This window comes from Paeniglutamicibacter antarcticus (assembly GCF_039544305.1).
Taxonomy (GTDB): domain Bacteria; phylum Actinomycetota; class Actinomycetes; order Actinomycetales; family Micrococcaceae; genus Paeniglutamicibacter; species Paeniglutamicibacter antarcticus_C.
Map to the genome: position 1 here is coordinate 57,647 of NZ_BAABLK010000023.1, position 20,587 is coordinate 78,233.

The following is a 20,587-nucleotide window of genomic DNA, read 5'->3' on the forward strand; positions in this document are numbered from 1 at the left end:
ACGCGCCAAGGGTACCTTCGTGTTGACGGAATCCGGGCCCATCTGCCCCGGACCTAGAGCAGCGAGTCCCTGGTTGCCGAGGCCGCGGCTCGCAGTGCGCCCGCGTCCGGCCCGGCCTTGAGGATCTCGCGGCTGGAGGTGCCAAGGACCTGCGGCCAGAACGCTCCGAAGGATGCCTTCATGTGCGCCCCCGTCGCGCCCTGGGCGCCGAGGCCCGGTGCCAGGATGGGCGCCGCGGAGGCCACCAGGTCGATGCCCAACTCCGCCAGCGCATCGCCCACGGTCGCCCCGATGACCAGGCCGGTGGAACCGAACGGGCGTTCGTCCTGGTTTTCGTTGGCCACGGCATCGATGATGCCCTTGGCCACCGAGGTGGCGCCGCCGACATGCTGGACGGATTTGCCCTCGGGGTTGGACGTCAGCCCCAGCACGAAGACCCCGCGGCCGGTGGCCGCGGCAAGGTCCAGTGCCGGGCGCAGCGATTCGAAGCCTAGGTAGGGGCTCAGCGTCACCGCGTCGGCGGCAAGCGTACTGCCCTCCGCCAGCCAAGCATCGGCATAGGCGGCCATCGTGGAACCGATGTCCCCGCGCTTGGCGTCGGCGATGGAAAGCACGTGCCCGGCGGCGCACAGCGCCAGGGTTTCCTCAAGGACCGCCAGTCCCCGGGAGCCGTGGCGCTCATACAGGGCGACTTGCGGCTTGAGTGCCGCGACGTGCCCGGCCAGGGCCTCAACGACACCCAGGGAGAAGCGGCGCAACCCCGTGATGCTGTCCTCGAGACCCCAGGCCTGAAGCAGCCCGGGGTGCGGATCGATGCCTACGCACAGCGGACCGTGCTGCGCCATGGCCGCGGCCAGGCGCTGCCCGAAGGGTCGGCGCTTGGGGCTTGCGCCGGCGCTAGGCATTGGCTTTTCCGCTCGCGGCCTGAGCCGCACGTGCCGCGTCGGCCTCGGCGATGCCTGCTGCCTTCAAGGTCTTGGCGTGCTCCTGCAAGGAAGTGACCGACCACTCGAAGTGGCGCATCGCGTCGATTGCCTGGATGGCGGCACCGAACTCGGCGACCGTGGTGATGATCGGGGTGCCCACCGAGACCGCGGCGGCACGGATTTCGTAGCCGTCCCCGCGCGATTCGCCGCCCGAGGGGGTGTTCAGGATCAGCGAGATCTCTCCCTCGGTGATCATCTGCGCGATGTTCGGTTCCCCGTCAACCTCGCCCTCGTGGACCTTGCGGACCACGGTGGAGGGGATGCCGTTTCGGCGCAGCACCTCGGCGGTGCCGCCGGTGGAAACGATCTCGAAGCCGATGTCCGCCAGGTGCTTGACCGGGATCACGATCGAGCGCTTGTCGCGGTTGGCCACCGAGACGAAGACCTTTCCGGAAGTGGGCAGCGGGGAGTTGGCGGCGGCCTGGGACTTCGCGAAGGCGGTGTCGAAGTATTTGTCGATGCCCATCACCTCGCCGGTGGAACGCATTTCCGGGCCCAGCAGCGAGTCCACGACCTTGCCCTCCGGGGTGCGGAAGCGGGCGAAGGGAAGCACTGCCTCCTTCACCGATACCGGAGCGCCGTCGGGCAGATTCGCTCCGTCGCCGGATTCTGGCAGGATGTGGTGCACCGAGCGCAGGTGAGCGATGGAGACACCGACGCCGATCAGCGCAGCGGCCTTCGCCAGCTGCACGCCCGTGGCCTTGGAGGTGAAGGGCACGGTGCGCGAGGCACGCGGGTTCGCCTCGATCACGTAAAGCACGTCGGAGGCCAGGGCAAACTGGATGTTGATCAGTCCGCGCACCCCCACCCCTGAGGCGATGGCGCGGGTCGCTTCGACCACGCGGTCCCGCACGTCCTTGCCCAGGGTGATCGGGGGAAGCACGCAGGCCGAGTCCCCGGAGTGGATCCCGGCTTCCTCGATGTGTTCCATGATGCCGCCGACGTAGAGGTCGGTGCCGTCGAACAAGGCGTCGACGTCGATCTCGATGGCGTCCTCGAGGAACCGGTCAACCAGCACGGGGTGCTCAATGGTGATCTCGGTGGCGTTTTCGATGTAACGGGCGAGGTTCGCCTCGTCGTAGACGATCTCCATGCCGCGGCCACCCAAAACGTAGGAGGGGCGGACCAACACCGGGTAGCCAATCTCGTCGGCGATGCGCTTGGCGTCCTCGAAGGACACCGCAGTGCCGTTCTTCGGGGCGATGAGCCCGCCGGCATCCAGGACCTGCTGGAAGGCGCCGCGGTGCTCGGCCAAATCGATGGCTTCCGGGGAGGTGCCCAGGATCGGGACCCCGGCATCGGCAAGTTCCTGCGCGAGCTTCAGCGGGGTCTGCCCGCCGAGCTGGACGAACACGCCCAGCACGCCCCCGGTGACTTCCTCGGCGTGGATGACCTCCAGCACGTCCTCGAGCGTGAGCGGCTCGAAGTACAGGCGTGTGGAAACGTCGTAGTCGGTGGAGACGGTCTCCGGGTTGCAGTTCACCATCACCGTCTCGTAGCCGGCGGCCCGCAGCGCCATGGTGGCGTGCACGCAGGAGTAGTCGAATTCGATGCCCTGGCCGATGCGGTTGGGGCCCGAGCCCAAGATGATCACGCTCGGCTTTTCATGCAGCGCGACCTCCGTCTCCTGGTCGTAGGTCGAGTAGTGGTACGGGGTGAAGGCCTCGAACTCGGCGGCGCAGGTGTCAACGGTCTTGAACACCGGGCGGATGCCCAGTGCGTGGCGGATCCCGCGGACCACGGCCTCGGACTTGTGGGTCAGCTTGGCGATCTGCCCGTCGGAGAAGCCGTGGCGCTTGGCCTCCCTGAGCACCTCTTCGTTCAAATCCGGGTTGGCGCGGATCATCGCAGCGGTCTCGTTGATCAGGCAGAGCTGGTCAAGGTACCAGGGGTCGATCGCGGTCTTTTCGAAGACCCGCTCGATGGTTGCTCCGCCCAGCAAGGCGCGCTGGACGTTGGAGAGCCTAGCAGTGGAACCCTTGACCGAGGCCTCGAGCAGCTCTTCGACCTCGAAGTCCATCGGTGCGTTGAATTCGAGCTCGGAACCCTTTTGCTCCAGGGAGCGCAGGGCCTTTTGCAGCGCCTCGGTGAAGTTGCGCCCGATGCTCATGGCCTCGCCGACCGACTTCATGGTGGTGGTCAGCGTGGCGTCGGCGGCCGGGAACTTCTCGAAGGCGAAACGAGGGACCTTCACCACGACGTAGTCTAGGGCCGGCTCGAAAGCCGCGGGGGTCTTCAGGGTGATGTCGTTGGGGATCTCATCCAGGGTGTAGCCCAGCGAGAGCTTGGTGGCGATCTTGGCGATGGCGAAGCCGGTCGCCTTGGAGGCCAGCGCACTGGAACGCGAGACGCGCGGGTTCATCTCTATGACCACTACGCGCCCGGTGCCCGGCTCGATGGCGAATTGGATGTTGCAGCCCCCGGTCTCCACCCCGACCTCGCGGATCACGGCGATGGAGATGTCGCGCAGCTTCTGGTACTCGCGATCCGTCAGGGTCATGGCCGGGGCCACGGTGATCGAGTCCCCGGTGTGCACCCCTACCGGGTCGAAGTTCTCGATGGAGCAAATGACCACGACGTTGTCGTTCTTGTCGCGCATCATTTCCAGCTCGTATTCCTTCCAGCCAAGGATCGACTCCTCCAGGAGCACCTCGGTGGTCGGGGAGTACTGCAGGCCGGCCCCGGCGATGCGGCGCAGGTCGGTGGCGTCGTACGCCATGCCCGAGCCCAGTCCGCCCATGGTGAAGGAGGGGCGGACCACCACGGGATAGTTCAGGATCTCCACGGCGGCGAAGGCTTGCTCCATGGTGTGCACGATAACCGAGTTGGCGGATTCGGCGCCGCAGCGCTCCACCACGCCCTTGAACTTCTCGCGGTCCTCGCCGAGTTCGATGGCCGCGATGTTCGCACCGATCAGCTCGACGTTGTACTTTTCAAGCACCCCGGCCTTGTCCAGGGCGATCGCGGTGTTCAGTGCCGTCTGCCCACCCAGGGTCGGCAGGATCGCATCGGGGCGTTCCTTGGCGATGATCTTTTCCACGACCTCCGGGGTGATCGGCTCGACGTAGGTCGCGTCGGCGAACTCCGGGTCGGTCATGATGGTGGCGGGGTTGGAGTTGACAAGGATGACCCGCAGGCCCTCCTCGCGCAGCACGCGCAACGCCTGCGTGCCGGAGTAGTCGAACTCCGCTGCCTGGCCGATGACGATCGGGCCGGAGCCGATGACCAGGACCGACTTGAGGTCTTCGCGCTTAGGCATTACTTCTCTCCCTGGGTGGAATCTTCGGTGGCGGGCGTGTTCTTGGCCGCGCGCATGTTGGTGATGAACCTGTCGAACAGGTGCGAGGCGTCGTGCGGTCCGGAGGCCGCCTCCGGGTGGTACTGCACGGAGAACGCCGGAATGTCCAGGCAGTGCAAGCCCTCGACGACGTCGTCATTGAGCGAGATGTGCGAGACCTCGACGCGTCCGTAGCGCTCCAGCGGCGCGTTTGCCGCGCCGGCCCGGGGTGCGTCGACGGCGAACCCGTGGTTCTGGCTGGTGATTTCCACCTTGCCCGTTGCCTTCTCCAGCACGGGCTGGTTGATCCCGCGGTGCCCGAAGCGCAACTTGTAGGTGCCGTATCCCAGTGCACGGCCCAGGATCTGGTTGCCGAAGCAGATGCCGAAGTACGGGATGCGCGCATCGAGCACCGCGCGGACCAACTCCACCTGCACGTTGGCGGTTGCTGGGTCCCCGGGGCCGTTGGAGAAGAAGACGCCGGCGGCGCCGGTTGCCACAACGTCCTTGAAGGTCGCGTTGTGTGGCAGCACGTGCACGCGCACCCCGCGCTCGGCGAAGCGGTGAGGGGTCATCGACTTCATGCCCAGGTCGATCGCCGCGACGCTGAGCTCGACCTCACCGGTGAAGCCATGGTCGGCGGGCTCCACGACGTAGGCCTCTGCCACGGAGACCAGCTCGGAGAGGTTTGCGCCTTCCATCGAGGGCTGTGCGTTCACGGTCTTGATCAGTGTCTCGAGGCTTGCTGTGGCGGCCACCCCGGAGAAGATCCCGGATTTCATCGCCCCGCGTTCGCGCAGGTGACGGGTCAGTGCACGGGTGTCAACCTGGCAGATCCCCACGATGTCCCCGTTGATGAGTTCCTCGTCCAAGGTGCGCGTCGCGCGCCAGTTCGAGGGGATGCGTGCGGCTTCGCGGACCACGTAGCCGGCTGCCCAGATGCGGTTTGACTCGGCATCCTCGTCGTTGACCCCGGTGTTGCCGATGTGCGGGAAGGTCTGCACGATGATCTGGCCGGCATAGGAAGGGTCGGTGAGGGTCTCCTGGTAGCCGGACATGCCGGTGGAGAAGACCGCTTCACCCAATGCGGTGCCGATGGCCCCGTAGCTGCGGCCGCGGAAAACCCGTCCGTCTTCGAGCACCAAGAGGGCTTGCTCGGTTCCCTGTACTGCTGTCACTGGTTTTCCTTCTTTTCGGCGGGTGGATCGTTTTCGTTTGTTCCGGGGACCAGCAGCGCGTTGATGGCCGTGATGATCTCCGGGAGTTCTTGGTGGTAGCGCGGGCGGAACCCGGTGTCCACGGCCATGGTTCCCAGCATCCAGGAAATGACCAGCAGGCCGTCCTTCTCAACGAACTTCCCGGCCATGCCGCTGGTTCGAGAAACGGAAACCAGGTCGGCGGCGGGGATGAACAGATCCGGTGCGCCGTGGCGCCCGAACAGCACACCGGCGCCGTGGACCTCAAGCTCGGCGTTGGTGCGGATGCCCAGGCGGTGGGCGGCGATGCGGTCCAGCCAGTCCCCCGCGGTGGTGGTGCACACGTACACGCCCTCGGAAGGCACCCCGATGGGCGCGCCCAGGACCGGCTGGCCATGTTCGTCGGCCGGGACCGGCACCGGGGCGGGCACCTCGGATTGGCGGCGAAGCCGGTTGCGCCAGCCCAGCAGGATCAGAGCGATCACTGCCGCGATGACGGCAAGGGTAATCAGTACGGCGCCGGTGTATTCGCCCATCTAGAGCGCCCCGGTGATCCGCGGGGTGTTCAGTGCTCCATCGAGCACCGTGGGGTGCCCGTGGAAGAACACGGTGGTGACCGCCCCGGGCAGTTCCAATCCCTTGAAGGGAGAGTTCCGGCCCTTGGTGGCCATCGCGTACGGGTCCACCACCCAGCGGGCGGCGGCATCCACCAGGGTGATGTTTGCCGGTTCTCCCACAGCCAGCGGGCGGCCCTGGTCGGTGACCCGGCCGATCTGCGCCGGGGTGGTGGACAGGACACGGGCGACATCGGCCCAGGAGATCATCCCGGTGGCGATCATGGTGTGCTGGATCACCGAGAGCGCTGTTTCCAGCCCGGTCATGCCCATGGCGGCAGCCGCCCACTCGCATTCCTTGTCCTCGGAGGGGTGCGGGGCGTGGTCGGTGCCCACGATGTCGATGGTGCCATCGGCCAATCCAGCGCGCAAAGCCATCACGTCGGCCTGCCGGCGCAGCGGCGGGTTGACCTTGAAGACCGGGTCGTAGCTGGAGACCAGGTCCTCGGTGAGCAGCAGGTGGTGCGGGGTTGCCTCGGCGGTGACGTTGACCCCGCGGGATTTGGCCCAGCGGATGATTTCCACGGATCCCGCGGTGGAGACGTGGCAGACGTGTAGGCGGGAGCCGACGTGCTCTGCCAGCAGTACGTCGCGGGCGATGATCGATTCCTCTGCCACGGCCGGCCAGCCGGCCAGGCCGAGCACCGCGGAGACCTCGCCCTCGTTCATCTGGGCGCCCTCGGTGAGGCGCGGTTCCTGGGCATGCTGGGCGATGACGCCGTCGAATGCCTTCACGTATTCCAGTGCACGGCGCATGATCAGCGGGTCAAAGACGCAGATGCCGTCATCGGAAAAGACGCGGACCTCGGCACGCGAATCGGCCATTGCCCCGATCTCGGCCAGCTGCGTCCCGGCGAGGGAGACGGTGACGGCCCCGACGGGGCGCACATCGACCCAGCCGGAGCGCTTGCCCAGTGACCAGACCTGCTCGACGACCCCGGCGGTGTCCGCCACGGGGTTGGAGTTGGCCATCGCGTGGACACAAGTGAAGCCGCCAAGGGCCGCGGCCCGGGTGCCGGTTTCCACGGTCTCGGCGTCCTCGCGACCCGGTTCGCGCAGGTGGGTGTGCAAGTCGACCAGCCCGGGAAGGGCGATCTGGCCGTCGGCCTCGATGATGGTGGCGTTCGCGGCCGACTCGTGGCTGGTTGCCTCTGCGCCCAGGGCCAGGATGGTGCCATCGGCAATGAGGATGTCGGTTGCCGTTTCGCCCAGCGGCTTGGCGCCGCGGATCAGGTAGGTGGTGTTGGTGCTCATGGAATTGACTCCCGTTTCTTTACAGGCCGGCCCGGCGCGAGGCATCCGGTGTTTGGGGACGCTGTTGGTTCCCCGACAGCAAGAGATAGAGCACGGCCATGCGCACCGCCACGCCGTTGGCCACCTGGGCCAGCACGGTGGAGCGGGGCGAGTCGGCGGCCGCGGAGGAAATTTCCAGGCCCCGGTTCATCGGGCCCGGGTGCATGATGATGGTTTCGCCCGAGTCACGGGCATCGAGTGCCGCAAGCCGTGCGTCATCGAATCCCCAGAGCCGGGAGTACTCCCGGGTGTTGGGGAAGAAGGACTCGTGCATCCGCTCGCCCTGGACGCGCAGCATCATCACCGCGTCGAGACCGGTGGCCAAGGTGGCGTCCAGGTCGTAGCTGATAGTGGCAGGCCATGAGGCCGCGCCGTGGGGCAGCAGCGTGGGCGGGGCCACCATCGTGACCTTGGCGCCCAGGGTGCGCAGCAACCAGAGGTTGGATCGGGCGACCCTCGAGTGCAGGATGTCCCCCACGATGGCCACTTTCATGCCCGCCAAATCAGAACCCAGGGAGGTGTGCCCGTGCAGCTTGGACCAGTGCGCGCGCAGCGTAAACGCATCGAGCAGCGCCTGGGTGGGGTGCTCGTGGGTGCCGTCCCCGGCGTTGATGACCGGGGCGTCGATCCAGTCAGTGGCTGCAAGTCGTGCCGGGGCACCGGAGGCACCGTGCCTGATGACCACCGCGTCGGCCCCGATGGCCTGCAGGGTCTGGGCGGTGTCCTTGAGCGATTCGCCCTTGGAGACCGAGGATCCTTTGGCGGAGAAGTTGATCACGTCCGCGCTCAGGCGCTTGGCTGCGGCCTCGAAAGAGATCCGGGTGCGGGTGGAGTCCTCGAAGAAGAGGTTAACCACGGTGCGACCGCGCAGAGCAGGGAGCTTCTTGACCTCGCGGGTGCCCACGGCGGCCATTTCCTCGGCGATGTCCAGGATCCGGATCGCGTCGGCGCGAGAGAGATCGAGGGTGGAGAGCAGGTGTTTCATGCGCGGGCCTCGATGAGAACTTCATTCTCGTTTGCCCCGTCGACCTCGGCCAGGTGCACGCGCACCTTTTCAGTCGTGGCGGTGGGCAGGTTCTTGCCGACGTGGTCGGCGCGGATGGGTAGTTCGCGGTGGCCACGGTCAACCAGCACCGCCAGGCGAACGATGCGCGGGCGGCCAAAGTCGGCCAGGGCGTCCAGGGCGGCTCGGATGGTGCGCCCCGAGTAGAGCACGTCATCGACAAGCACCACTACCTTGTCGTCGATGCCGCCGGCGGGCAACAGGGTGGGTACCGGGGTGCGTGTGGTGGAGCGGCGCAGGTCATCGCGATACATGGTGATATCGAGCTGGCCGGTGATCGATGCCGGGTCAAGCCCCGGCTCGGTGGCTGCGATGCGTCGGGCCAGGCGCTGGGCCAAGGGGAAGCCGCGTGAGGGGATACCCAGCAGGACCAGGTCCTTGGTTCCCTTGTTCGCTTCGATGATTTCGTGGGCAATGCGGGTGAGCGCCCTATCGATGTCATCGCTGGAGAGGACTGTTCGGGCACTGACGGGCGCGGTGGCACGGGCTTGGTTGGGCTCGTTGCTCATGTGCGGCCTCCTTCCCCGCCTCACTGGACGGAATTTAAAGGTTGCTTGCTTCATCAAAATTAGCACAGCGCCGACCCCACGTAGGATTTGAGACATGCGCGTTACCTCACATGCCCCGCAACCTTCCCCGCACACGGCATTGGCCGACCCGTGGGCCGGCCCCGCTGCACCCGCCGGCACCGGCGGCGCCCTGTCATGGTCCCTTGTCGCCGCCACCGCGGTGTTGCTCGGTGTCGCCTGGTTCCTTTCCTCGGTCTTTGGCACCGGCACAGTCCTGTGGCTTGGTGCCCTGGCCATGGTCCCCTTGGGCTTGTGCCTGCTGGGGTTGCGCTGGGTGGATAGGTGGGACCCGGAACCGCGCGCCGTGTTGATGCTGGGACTGCTGTGGGGCGCCGGCGCCTCGGTTGCCGCGACACTGCTCTTCGGGGATGCGTTCACCGAGCTGTTCTTCGACCCCGCCGGGGCCGTGGACATGGACATGTTCGGGGCGGTGGTGCAGGCCCCGGTCCTCGAGGAGCTGGCCAAGGGAGCCGGTGTGCTGCTGATCTTCTGGATCAACAGGGCCCATTTCGACGGTCCGCTGGACGGGATCGTCTATGGCGGCATCGTCGGTGCCGGGTTCGCGTTCACCGAGAACATCCTGTACTTCGGGGCCAGCCAGATGGATCCGGCAGGTCCGGGCGAGCTGGCCTTCGTGTTCGTGCTGCGCGGCCTCTTCTCCCCTTTCGCTCACGTGCTGTTCACCGCCTGGACCGGCTATGCGCTGGGGCTTTGCGCCGCGCGCGGGCGGCGGGGCCGATGGCCCTTGTATCTGGGGCTCGGGCTGATGCCGGCGATGGCCGGGCACTTTTTGTGGAACGGCGGGGTGGGGATCTTCTTCGATGATTACCTGGTTTTCTACTTCGTGCTGCAGGTCCCGCTGTTCATCGCCTCCGTCATTGTAGTGGTGATGCTCCAGCGCGCCGAGCAGCGGCTCACCGCGCAGCGCCTTGACGAGTACCGGGCAAGCGGCTGGTTCACGGCGGCCGAGGTGGCCATGCTGGCCACCGGCGCCGGCCGGCGCAAGGCCAAGGCCTGGGCGGCCGCCAACGGCCGCAGCCGGCAGATGAAGCAGTTCACGGTAACCGCAATGCGCCTGGCCGCGGTGCGCCAGCGGATCGCCACGGGCCATCCAACCGGTGCCGACTACGCTCGGGAGCTTGCACTGCTGCACCACGGGCACCACCAGCGGGCGCAAATGCTTGCCGGCACGTGATCCCCGCCCCTAGGAATCCGGAAGCCTGCCTGACACGCGAAAAAGGGGGAGATCCCTGCCGCACGCGCCTTGCGCAGCAGCGTAAAAGGACCTCCCCCGTTCGTGGCGGTGGCGTTGTTGGCTCCTAGTTGAAGAGCTGGCCGACGCGCGAGAGCGTGGTGATGACCCCGTAGATCAGGGGCAACCCGACAAGCAGCCACCCGAAAACAAGGCGGCCTATGGCCGGATTCACTTCGACATCAAGGTCACTGTCGGCAAACTGCTGGTCCTGGTTCATTTAGGATCCTTTCGTCGCGGAAGCAAGTTCTTCCTCCGGCTCGTGGTATTTCGCGTCCACGGGCTTGATCAACGTGCTGGCGATGAAGCCGATGACCAGCAGCACCACCATGGTCAGCAGCACCGGCAGGTAGTTGTGCGCGTTCATCGTCCCGGGCTTGCCCTGCATGTCAAGGAGTCCGTTGACGATCAGCGGGCCGGCAATGCCGGCCGCCGACCACGCGGTGAGCAGGCGTCCGTGGATCGCCCCGACCTGGAAAGTCCCGAAGAGGTCCTTCAGGTAGGCAGGCGCGGTGGCGAAGGCTCCGCCGTAGAAGCTGATGATCACCACGGCCATGGCCACGAACAACAGCATCGAGCTGCCACCGAAGAAGGCAAGCACCGCGTAGAACACCGCGCCGATACCCAGGTACATCATGTAGATTCCCTTGCGCCCGATTACATCCGAGGTGCTTGACCAGATGAAGCGCCCCGCCATGTTACCAATGGAAAGCATGCCCACGAAGCCTGCTGCGACCGCCGCATTGACCGCGGAGTTCCCGTCTGCTCCGCGGAAGAAGTCCTGGATCATCGGGGAGGCTTGCTCGAGGATGCCGATTCCGGCGGTGACGTTCAGGAAGAGCACGATCCACACAAGCCAGAAGCTCTTGGTCTTGATGGCGTTTGCCGCCGAGACGTTCGCCGTGGTGACCATCGCGGAGGTCCTGGTCTTGGCCGGATCGAAGCCGCGTGGCTTCCATCCCGGTGCCGGAACGCGGATGTTGGCCACCCCGTACATCATCACCGCGAAGTAGAGCAGGCCCAGTGTCAAGAACAGTTTGCCGACCGAGGAACCCGAAGCGATCCAGTCCGCCCCGTCGATGGCCGGGTTGAACCCGTCGAAGAACTTCAGCAGTGCGGTGGACATCGGCGAGGCAACCAGTGCCCCACCGCCAAAGCCCATGATCGCCAGGCCTGTGGCCATGCCGGGGCGGTCAGGGAACCACTTCATCAGCGTGGATACCGGTGAGATGTAGCCGATACCCAGCCCGATACCGCCGATGAACCCGTAGCCCAGGTAGACCAGCCACAGCTGGCCGGTGAAGATGCCGGCGGCGCCGACCAGGAAGCCGACGCCCCAGAAGGACGCGGCAACAAACATGGACTTCCGCGGCCCGCTGCGCTCCACCCAGGTGCCCATGAAGGCCGCGGAAAGTCCGAGCATCACGATCGCGATGGAGAAGATCACCCCGATGGCCGTCTGGGTGACCTCGAAGTGCCCGATGAGGGCGGATTTGTACACGCTGGTCGCGTATGCCTGGCCGATGCACAGGTGCACTGCCAGTGCCGCCGGGGGAATGAGCCAGCGATTGAAGCCCGGAGGGGCCAGGGAGCGGGAGCGGTCGAGCCAATTCAATGGTTTCTCCTTGGGATGAAGGTGCACAGGGATGGTTCCTGGGGACCGGTCACCGCAGTTGCCATGCACCAAACCCCTAGCCCACAGTGTGGCATGTTTCACAGGCTTCGGCTCTTCACCGCGCCGGTGGTCTTCAGGCAGTGCCCAGCGATGAGAAGCGGGCGTCGACCCGCGCATCCATCCGGCACAGGACCCGAACCCCGTTAACGCAGCGCGGCCGCCGGCAAGGGGGGCCCGGCGGCCGGCGGAAAGAAGGTGCGAGGTACTCGGCTAGGCCAGCAGCGTCGGCTTCATCTGTTGGATGCGTCCGAGCAGCCCGTTGACGAATTCCGGGGACTCGTCGGTGGAGAGCTCGCGGACCAGCAGCACGGCCTCGGAGACGGCAACGCCGTCGGGGACATCATCGTTGAAGAGCAGCTCCCAGGTGCCGATGCGCAGCGCGGTGCGATCCACCGTGGGCATGCGCTCCAGCGTCCAGCCCTTGGAGTAGGAGGAGAGGATCTCATCGATCCGGTCCAGTTCATCCATGACGCCTTCGATGATGGTCACGGTGTACTCGTTGATGGTGATGTCCGTCGCCTCGCGGCGCAAACGCATGGCTGCCAGGGGCGAGACATCGCGTTGTTCGGCTTCAAAAAGGATGTCCAGTGCCCGGCGACGGGCCTTGGCGCGTGCGCTCACTAGGAGACACGCCCCAGGTAATCGCCGGTGCGGGTGTCGACCTTGACCTTGGTGTTCTGCTCAACGAACAGCGGCACCTGGATTTCCTTGCCGGTTTCCAGGGTGGCTGGCTTGGTGCCGGCGGAGGAGCGGTCGCCTTGCAGGCCCGGTTCGGTGTAGGTGATTTCAAGGGTCACTGACGGGGGCAGCTCGACGTACAGCGGGGAACCCTCGTGCATGGCGATGGTGACGTTCTGGTTTTCGAGCATGAAACCGGCGGTGTCCCCCACCACGGTGCCTGCGACGGTGAGCTGGTCGTAGTCCGAGAGGTCCATGAACACGAAGTCTTCGCCGTCCTGGTAGAGGTACTGGTAGTCGCGGCGGTCAACGGTTGCTGTCTCGATCTTTGCCCCGGCGTTGTAGGTCCTTTCCAGCACGCGGCCGGTCAGGACGTTGCGCATCTTGGTGCGCACGAATGCGCCGCCCTTGCCCGGCTTGACGTGCTGGAAATCGATGATGCTCCAGAGCTGGCCCTCGATCTTGAGGACTTGTCCGTTCTTGATGTCGGTGGTTGATGCCACGATCTACTCTTCTTCCGTATGCGCCGGGGGCTCGCCGGGCGCAAATGCCGATGGCGGGCGGGGCTCGCCATACTGGCGGACTCCCTCAGGCGTGTTGTCAAAAATCCAAGATTAAGTTTAGCGCACCTTGGCCCGGCCCGCGGGGTTACCCGTTGGTGATCTGCCGGACCTCGGTGCCCGGGGCCCGGTCGGAGCCGGTGCCCAAGGCGCTATCGTGCCGCATCGGCCCCGGGGATCTGCCCGGCGTGTTCCCCGGTGTGCTGGGCGGGGATCCGCGCGGTGACCGCTTCAAGGCAGGCACGCGAGGACTCTATCAGGTGCGTGTCCGCCCCTTCGGCGGTGCGCAGGTCAAGGGCCTTGCCGAAGCGGTTGGCCCCGGCGAGCAGGTCTCCGCTTTCCACGTAGGCGAACCCCAGGTGCTGCTGCAGGATCGATTCGTGTTCGGTGCCCTTGAACTCGGTCAACAAGGCCCGCAGGCGCTTGGTGGCCCGCGCGAAGTCGCCGCCGGCGCGTGTCAGCGAGGTGTCAAGCACGCGCATCACGAAGTTCTGCGGGTCGTTGAGCCGGGTTTCTGCCACCAGTTCGCTGGCGGCACGCAGGTCACCCTTGGCCAGCAACACGATGACCTGGGAGCTGGCGGAACCGGATTGCAGCGTTTTTTCCGCAAGGGCCGCATCGGAAACCTCGTGGCGCATCGTCATCAGGTTCAGCAGGATCCCCGGCACGCCCGACTCGATGTTCTGCCGCGGGGAACTGTCCAGGCCCGCTGCCGGTACCTGCAGCAATTCTTGGGTGTGGGTCTTCGCGCTATCCGGAACGGCGATCATGCTGAAATCTCCTGGTAGGCGGCGAACAAGAGCGAAGTGTCGGGGACATCGAGCATGCGTGGTCGGCCAACGTCCTCGAGCACCACGAATCGAAGCAGGTCCCCGCGGGCCTTCTTGTCCCGGCGCATCCCGTCGAGCAGTGCCTGCCAGCGGTCCCCGCGGTAGGTGGTGGGCAGTCCCAGGGACCCGAGGATCGCCAGGTGGCGATCGGCTACGGCGTCGGAGGTGCGCCCGACGCTGCGGCCCAGTTCCGCGGCAAATGCCATCCCGATGGAGACCGCGGCGCCGTGGCGCATCGAGTAGCGTTCGGCCAGCTCGATGGAGTGGGCCAGGGTGTGCCCGTAGTTCAGGAACTCGCGGTCCCCTGCTTCACGCAGGTCAGCCGAGACGATCTTTGCCTTCACCGCGATGGCTCGTTCCACGAGCTCGCGCAGTCGGGCCGAGGACGCGTCGGTGGCATCGGCGGGGTCCTCCTCGATGAGTTCCAGGATCCGCTCGTCGGCGATGAAACCGCATTTAACGACCTCGGCCATACCGGTGACCAGCTCGTTCTTTGGCAGCGTCGCCAGGGTGTCAAGGTCAACGAGCACGCCCGCCGGAGGGTGGAAGGCACCGACGAGGTTCTTGCCCTCGGCGGTATTGATTCCCGTCTTGCCGCCAACTGCGGCATCGACCATGCCCAGCAGTGAGGTCGGCAGGTGCACGATCTTGGTCCCGCGCAACCAGGTGGCAGCGACGAATCCGGCAAGGTCGGTCACAGCTCCGCCCCCGACCGCGACGATGGCGTCCGAGCGGGTGAAGTCGTTCTTGCCCAGCACCTGCCAGCAGAAGGAAGCGACCTCGATGTGCTTGCCCTCCTCGGCGTCGGGGATCTCGGCGCTCAGTGCCGAGTACCCGGCGGCTTCGAGGTCTTCCTTGACGATGTCACCGGTGGTGCGCAGGGCCCGCGGATGGACCACGAGGACTTTTTTCACGCGCTCGCCCAGCAGTGCCGGAAGTCGACCCAACAGGCCGTTGCCGACGACCACCTCGTAGTTATCGGCCGGGGCCGCTCCGGTGACGTGGATCGTCGTGGGTTCGGGGTTCATCGTTGGATCCTCCAAAAGTGCTGCCTGTCGCGACGAACGGGTTCAGGCCTCGTGGGCGGTGCGCGCGGGAGCTAAGGTGTTTGTGCGTCGTCCGATTTTGCTTGGTTGGCCTGTGGCCGTTCCCAAGGAACATGGTTCTCGGTGCGCTTGGATGCGAGGGTGATTGGGTTAAGCCTACGTGTTTAGTCCACCAAGAGGGGGCTTCAGTGTCCGGCATCACGGTAGGCGGTGAGGATCAAGCAGGCGACCTGGCCCACGCCAAGCCCCCGGGTGTCGATGGTCAGGTGCGCGCTGCCCTCGTAAAGCTCCTTGCGCCTGTCGAATATCCGGCTCCAGGATTGAAGCGGGTCAGCCCCCAGCAGCGGCCGGTTCCTGTCGGCGCCGATGCGCGGGGCGACCGTGCGGGCGTCGGTGAGCAGGTACACGCAAAAGCCATCGGCCAGCAGTTCCCTGTTTCCCGGCGCGAGCACCGCTCCTCCCCCTGTGGACACCACCGTCTGGGCGCTGCGGTCCATGGCCAGCGCCAGCGCCTCGGACTCGAAGCGGCGGAAGCCCTCTTCCCCGTGAACGGCGAAAATCGAGGCGATCGGGCCGTGGGCGGCCACGACCAGGGCGTCGGTGTCGATGAGTTCGGCGTCCAGCATCGGGGCCAGCAGCGCGCCGACGGCGGATTTGCCGCTGGCCATCGGACCGATCAGGACGATCGGGGTGCTCATGGGTGGCGGACGGAACCGAGGTTCGAGGGGATCGCGTCGAGGTAGCCGGACAGGTTGCGCTTGACCTCGGTGAGCGAGTCGCCGCCGAACTTTTCCAGCATCGCCTGGGCCAGCACGAGGGCGACCATGGCCTCGGCGACGACGCCGGCTGCAGGAACGGCGCAGACATCGGAGCGCTGGTGGTGAGCGGTGGTCTCTTCTCCGGTGGCGGTGTCGATGGTCTTCAGCGCGCGTGGCACCGTGGCAATCGGTTTCATTGCCGCACGCACGCGCAACACGTCCCCGATGGACATACCGCCCTCGATGCCGCCGGCCTTGTTCCCGGAGCGCTCGATGGTTCCGTCCTCGCCGCGCAGGATCTCGTCGTGGGCCGCGGAGCCGCGCCGGGTCGCGGTGAGGAAGCCGTCGCCGACCTCCACGCCCTTGATGGCCTGGATACCCATCAGCGCACCGGCAAGGCGCGCATCAAGGCGCCGGTCCCAGTGCACGTAGGAGCCAAGCCCGGGGGGAAGGTTGTAGGCAAGGACCTCGACGACGCCGCCGAGGGTTTCGCCCTCCTTGTGGGCTGCGTCGACCTCGGAGACCATGGCCGCGGAGGTGTCGGCGTCGAAGCAACGCAACGGATCGGCGTCAAGTGCGATCACATCGCTGGCCCGTGGCAGTGCGGCATCCTCCGGGGAGGAGACGGTGCCCACGGCAACGGTGTGGGAGACCAGCTCGATCCCCAGCTGGGCCAGGAAGTTCGAGGCAACGGAGCCCAGGGCGACGCGGGCCGCGGTTTCGCGGGCCGAGGCGCGCTCAAGCACCGGACGGGCATCGTCGAAACCGTATTTCTGCATTCCGGTGAAATCGGCATGGCCGGGACGCGGACGGGTCAGCGGCGCATTACGGGCCATCGAGGCAAGTTCCTCGGGGTCGATGGCGTCGGGGTTCATGACCTTTTCCCACTTGGGCCATTCGGTGTTGCCGACCTCGATGGCCACCGGCCCGCCCTGGGTCACCCCGTGGCGGACTCCGCCGGAGAAGGACACCGCATCCTGCTCGAACTTCATCCGCGCACCCCGGCCATAGCCCAGGCGGCGACGCGCCAGGGCATCACGCACATCCTGTGAAGAGATGGCAATGCCCGCGGGCATTCCCTCGATAATTCCAACCAATGCGGGGCCGTGTGATTCGCCCGCCGTCAACCAACGCAACATGTTCTCCATCCTGCCATGTAGTTGTCCTGTGATCAGGGCCGAGGCAGCCCTACTGCGTCGCACATCACATTTGTGACGTGGCCCCAGTCCGCATCTTGGACTCCGCTGAACAACTTGACCTGCTCAACGCCCTGGTGGACAAGCATCGCCAACCCGGAGACCACGACGCCGCCGGCGAGTTCCCAGGCCGTCGCGAGGGCCGATGGCCATGGGTCGTAAGCGACATCCAGCAGCACCGCTCCCGGGGCCAAGACCGCCGATGCCGTGCGGGCATCGGGAGCCAGGCCGAGAGAGGCAAGCAAGCCATCGGCGGCGTGTGCCGGAAGCGTTGATATGACTAACTCATAGCCGGGCAGGTGCTCCCGGGCACCGGCGGTCTCCACGATCCGGCACTCCAGCCCGAGAGTTTGTGCCAGGGCCAGGGCGGCGCCGGCACGTTGCGGGTTGCGCACGAGTAGGTCCACGTGGGTGAACCCCAGCATCTTGCAGGCTTCGAGCGCGGCAAGGGCGGTGTTTCCCGAGCCCAGGATCCCGGCTCGGTGCACGCGGCCCGCGGCCCGTGCGCCCGGGGGCGCAGCGGGATCATTCCGTGCTGGCAAAAGAGCGCCAACGGCACGCACGATCCCCTCGACGTCGGTGTTGTGCCCCAGAAGGCGCACGGCCCCCTCGAGGTGCTCGACCACCACGGTGTTCAGCGCGCCCAGGCGCAGTACGCGCCCGGAAAGCTCATCGAGGTGCCCAATCAGCGCGGCCTTCAGCGGCATCGTGACCGAGACCCCCACCCAACCGGGCTCGGTGCGCAAACGGGCCGCGAAGGACGCCGCTGCTTCGGGCAGCATGTCGATGGCCGTGTACTCGATGTCCACGCCCAACGCACGGTAGGCGGTGGAATGCAGCAGCGGGGACCGCGAATGGGCGATCGGGTGGCCCAGCACCGCAGCGCGGAGCCGGGCCCCAGGGGTACTCACTTGCACACATCCGTGTTCGCGGCGCACCAGCTGCGGAATTCGTCCTGGTACACGCGGTGCTCTGAGTAGGACTTGGCGAACTTGGTTTCACCGGTGTTGGTGTTCACCGTGACCCAGTAGTAGTAATCGTTCGGGGTCGGGTTGGCCGCCGCCTTGATCGCCGAGTTTCCCGGGGAACCGATCGGGGTCGGTGGCAGGCCTTTGCGCACGTAGGTGTTGTACTTGTTCCCGGGATCCTTCTTTTCGGCGGCGCTGAACTGCAGCGAGTAGCGGTCAAGTCCGTAGATCACCGCGGAGTCGACCTGCAGCAGCCCGCTGGTTTCCTTGTTGTCAGGGTGCAGCCGGTTTTCCAGTGCCCCTGCCACAGTGCCGTAGTCATCCTTGCGGGCCTCGGCCTGCAGGATCGAAGCGACCTTCAGCACGTGGTATTGCTTGACCGGGTCAATGATTCCGGCGTCATTCAGCGTCTTGGTCGTCGCATCGACCATGGTGCGCAACACCGTCTCGGCATCGGCGTCCAGCGGGAAGCGGTACTCCCCCGGATGCAGGTAGCCTTCCAGGTTCGGGGCCTTGGAAGTGACGCCCAGTGCGGCAGGATCATCTGCCAGGGCAGCAATTTCTTTCATGGGCAGGCCCGTGGATTCGGAGATCTGCTCAAGCACCTTGGACATGCGGGTGTTTTCCTTGATGGCAACATAGGAAACCTTCGCTGCTTCCTCGCCGATCAGGATTGATGCCGCATCCAAGGCAGGCATCTCCATGCGCAGGTCGTAGGTCCCGGGGTGGATTACGCGGTTCTCGGTTTCCACCAGCTGGACGGCCTCGAGGAAGAGCTTGTCGCTGGCGACGATGTCGCGGTTCACCAATTCGCGCCCGATTTGCTTCGGGCCCCAACCGGATTCGACCTCGAAGGAGACGGTTTCCCCGCCGGGTGCCGGGAAGTCCTGGGGACTGAGGCGGTCAAGAAGTCCCTGCAGGAAGAGCACAACACCGAAGATCACGGCGCTGAAGCCCAGCAGGACAACCAGCAGCACCCAGTTCCTCCTTCGGCGCCGGGCCTTGCGTTTTTCGGGGTCTATCGTCGGCGTGGCCAGGAAAAGGTTTTCACGTTCCGCTTGTTCGGCGTAGGCATCGGGTTCAACGCCGTCGCGGTCGTAGCCGTGGGGGTCCTGGTATCCGTCTTCGGGGACTCCCCCGCCGTGCGCGACAGCTTCGTCAGTGCCCGGCGCACTGGCGTGGTTCGTGTATTCGTGGCCGTCGAACCATTCATCGGGCCCCGTCTGTCCGGGTGCGGGGCCCGATTGCGGGGAACTGGAACCGGGATCCATGGGCTGGCTTCCGGAACCCGGGAGCAGCGAGGCAGCGACGATGGGCATCGCGTCGGTGGCGGCATCGGCGGGAGAGGATGCCGGTGGGTTGCCGCTGGCCTCGGGCTGCGCGTGATCGCCTGACGCGGGACGCTGCATGGAGGAAGGCGTTGCCGTTGGATTCCCTTGATGCGCGGCAATCGGTGCGTTCGCGGGTTCGGCGCTGGTTTCCTTGATCACGTCCTCGGGCCGTTCCTCCACGAGGGTCGATGAGTTCACGGCGGAATTGGCTACCTCCGGGGAACTGGAACGACGCGTTGCGGAGTTGGCACGCAGTGTCTGCCTGATGCGTTCGGAGGCGGTCCGCTGGGCCTCGATGGCTTCGGTCCGTGCCCGGAGTGCGCCTTGTGTGCGTGCCTGGTGTGCGGCGCGAAGGGCCTCGGAGCGTTCCCCGGCTGGTTTGCCTGCCTTTTCCGCCTTGGGCTCCTGAACAGGATCGCCATGGTTCCCGGTTTCCGACGAGTGGCTTGTACCAGGGTCTACCTGGTTTGGGGTCGGCTCCGGGGTTGCTGCCGTCTGCTGCGCGAGCTGTTGAAGTTCAGCTTGCTCACGGGCGGCACGAGCGGCGCGCCGCGGCGAAAGCGCGGGTTCGCCATGCCTGGAATCGTTGGACGATTCATTTGTCATGCGGTTCTCTCCCTTGCCCGCAGGCAGCATAATTGCCGGGGGACGACGCAGGCCAGCCCCTTCGACCGAATGAGATGTGATGCGATCGTAGCCTAAAGAGGGGTCGGCGGGCAGCCCCTCGGGCTCGGATCCGCCTGCCGGCTCGTTGTCACCGCAGGGCGGACGCGACGGATCAGCTGCCATCGCCGGGCCCAAGATATTCCCGCGCTGCCGGCTCTCCGGGCTCGTGTTGTCCGTTCCTGCGCATTTCAAGCACCTGCTGGAGGATCGCGACGGCAGCCGCCTGGTCGACGACCGCGCGATGCTTGCGCCCATCGAGTCCGGCCTCGTGCAGCGAGCGGTGCGCGCTGACGGTTGTCAATCGCTCATCGACAAGCCTGACCTCGGCCACCACGCAGGCACGCTCCAGAGCATGGAGCAGCTCCCGTGCATAGTCTCGGGCCATGGTGGTGGACGCGGTTTCACCGCCGGACATCGCGCGCGGCAGTCCCACGTAGATCTCCCGGGCCTCACGTTCGGCAGCCAGCTTGACCAGCACGGCAATGTCGCTGGATTTCTTGGCATCGCGCTTGAGGGTCTTGACCGGTGTGGCCAACAACCCCTCGCGGTCGCTAGCCGCGACGCCGACGCGGGCCATGCCCACGTCGACACCGAGCAGCACCCCGTGGGGCGGGGCCGCAGCTCCGGCT

Annotated in this window: 19 protein-coding genes; 1 reads left to right on the plus strand and 18 read right to left on the minus strand. The window is 66.2% G+C overall.

Going from position 1 to position 20,587, the window contains the following annotated elements; translation table 11 throughout:
- Positions 1-53 precede the first annotated feature (53 nt).
- From pyrF to pyrR, 7 genes are read right to left on the minus strand one after another with little or no spacing between them, the layout of a single operon-like run.
- Positions 54-905 carry an orotidine-5'-phosphate decarboxylase gene (gene pyrF, locus ABEA12_RS06900; protein ID WP_210100831.1) on the minus strand — a complete coding sequence of 284 codons (852 nt, stop codon included), beginning with the start codon at positions 903-905 and terminating at the stop codon, positions 54-56.
- Positions 898-4,245 (minus strand): carbamoyl-phosphate synthase large subunit, encoded by a 3,348-nt coding sequence (carB, locus tag ABEA12_RS06905; RefSeq protein ID WP_210100832.1) that lies wholly within the window; start codon positions 4,243-4,245, stop codon positions 898-900. Before carB ends, pyrF begins: the two co-directional genes overlap by 8 nt.
- Positions 4,245-5,441 (minus strand): glutamine-hydrolyzing carbamoyl-phosphate synthase small subunit, encoded by a 1,197-nt coding sequence (gene carA / locus ABEA12_RS06910; RefSeq protein ID WP_210100833.1) that lies wholly within the window; start codon positions 5,439-5,441, stop codon positions 4,245-4,247. The genes carB and carA overlap by 1 nt, the downstream gene beginning before the upstream one ends.
- Entirely contained in the window at positions 5,438-5,995 is a 558-nt protein-coding gene (locus ABEA12_RS06915; RefSeq protein ID WP_210100834.1) for a PH-like domain-containing protein, read from the minus strand. The genes carA and ABEA12_RS06915 overlap by 4 nt, the downstream gene beginning before the upstream one ends.
- On the minus strand, positions 5,996-7,327 hold the full coding sequence (locus ABEA12_RS06920; protein ID WP_210100835.1) for a dihydroorotase: 1,332 nt from the start codon (positions 7,325-7,327) through the stop codon (positions 5,996-5,998).
- Between the two features lie 19 nt (positions 7,328-7,346).
- On the minus strand, positions 7,347-8,351 hold the full coding sequence (locus ABEA12_RS06925; protein ID WP_210100836.1) for an aspartate carbamoyltransferase catalytic subunit: 1,005 nt from the start codon (positions 8,349-8,351) through the stop codon (positions 7,347-7,349).
- Complete coding sequence (gene pyrR / locus ABEA12_RS06930; RefSeq protein WP_210100837.1) at positions 8,348-8,938, minus strand: bifunctional pyr operon transcriptional regulator/uracil phosphoribosyltransferase PyrR; 591 nt, start codon at positions 8,936-8,938, stop codon at positions 8,348-8,350. Before pyrR ends, ABEA12_RS06925 begins: the two co-directional genes overlap by 4 nt.
- A 94-nt stretch (positions 8,939-9,032) precedes the next feature.
- Here pyrR and ABEA12_RS06935 point away from each other — a divergent pair, with 94 nt between their 5' ends.
- On the plus strand, positions 9,033-10,193 hold the full coding sequence (locus ABEA12_RS06935) for a PrsW family intramembrane metalloprotease (protein ID WP_210100838.1): 1,161 nt from the start codon (positions 9,033-9,035) through the stop codon (positions 10,191-10,193).
- Positions 10,194-10,317: 124 nt separating this feature from the next.
- Here ABEA12_RS06935 and ABEA12_RS06940 read toward each other — a convergent pair whose 3' ends face one another.
- From ABEA12_RS06940 to ruvX, 11 genes are all read right to left on the minus strand, one after another.
- Positions 10,318-10,470: an MFS transporter small subunit gene (locus tag ABEA12_RS06940; RefSeq protein ID WP_210100839.1), complete on the minus strand. Its 153-nt coding sequence runs from the start codon at positions 10,468-10,470 to the stop codon at positions 10,318-10,320.
- Complete coding sequence (locus ABEA12_RS06945; RefSeq protein WP_210100840.1) at positions 10,471-11,865, minus strand: OFA family MFS transporter; 1,395 nt, start codon at positions 11,863-11,865, stop codon at positions 10,471-10,473. It lies immediately after the preceding gene.
- A 270-nt stretch (positions 11,866-12,135) separates the two neighbouring features.
- Entirely contained in the window at positions 12,136-12,546 is a 411-nt protein-coding gene (gene nusB / locus ABEA12_RS06950; protein WP_210100841.1) for a transcription antitermination factor NusB, read from the minus strand.
- Entirely contained in the window at positions 12,546-13,106 is a 561-nt protein-coding gene (gene efp / locus ABEA12_RS06955; RefSeq protein ID WP_210100842.1) for an elongation factor P, read from the minus strand. The genes nusB and efp overlap by 1 nt, the downstream gene beginning before the upstream one ends.
- A 209-nt stretch (positions 13,107-13,315) precedes the next feature.
- Complete coding sequence (locus ABEA12_RS06960) at positions 13,316-13,933, minus strand: hypothetical protein (protein WP_210100843.1); 618 nt, start codon at positions 13,931-13,933, stop codon at positions 13,316-13,318.
- Positions 13,930-15,021 (minus strand): 3-dehydroquinate synthase, encoded by a 1,092-nt coding sequence (aroB, locus tag ABEA12_RS06965; RefSeq protein WP_210100844.1) that lies wholly within the window; start codon positions 15,019-15,021, stop codon positions 13,930-13,932. The genes ABEA12_RS06960 and aroB overlap by 4 nt, the downstream gene beginning before the upstream one ends.
- Before the next feature lie 203 nt (positions 15,022-15,224).
- Positions 15,225-15,737, minus strand: a complete 513-nt coding sequence (locus ABEA12_RS06970; RefSeq protein WP_210100845.1) for a shikimate kinase — start codon at positions 15,735-15,737, stop codon at positions 15,225-15,227.
- Positions 15,734-16,936 (minus strand): chorismate synthase, encoded by a 1,203-nt coding sequence (gene aroC / locus ABEA12_RS06975; RefSeq protein WP_210100846.1) that lies wholly within the window; start codon positions 16,934-16,936, stop codon positions 15,734-15,736. The genes ABEA12_RS06970 and aroC overlap by 4 nt, the downstream gene beginning before the upstream one ends.
- Before the next feature lie 32 nt (positions 16,937-16,968).
- Positions 16,969-17,904: a shikimate dehydrogenase family protein gene (locus tag ABEA12_RS06980; RefSeq protein WP_210100847.1), complete on the minus strand. Its 936-nt coding sequence runs from the start codon at positions 17,902-17,904 to the stop codon at positions 16,969-16,971.
- Positions 17,901-19,898, minus strand: coding sequence for an endolytic transglycosylase MltG (mltG, locus tag ABEA12_RS06985; protein WP_210100848.1), 1,998 nt, complete (start codon positions 19,896-19,898; stop codon positions 17,901-17,903). The genes ABEA12_RS06980 and mltG overlap by 4 nt, the downstream gene beginning before the upstream one ends.
- 172 nt (positions 19,899-20,070) lie before the next feature.
- The gene (gene ruvX, locus ABEA12_RS06990; protein WP_345467183.1) at positions 20,071-20,559 is read right to left on the minus strand and encodes a Holliday junction resolvase RuvX; all 489 of its coding nucleotides are present in this window, start codon (positions 20,557-20,559) and stop codon (positions 20,071-20,073) included.
- Between the last annotated feature and the right edge of the window lie 28 nt (positions 20,560-20,587).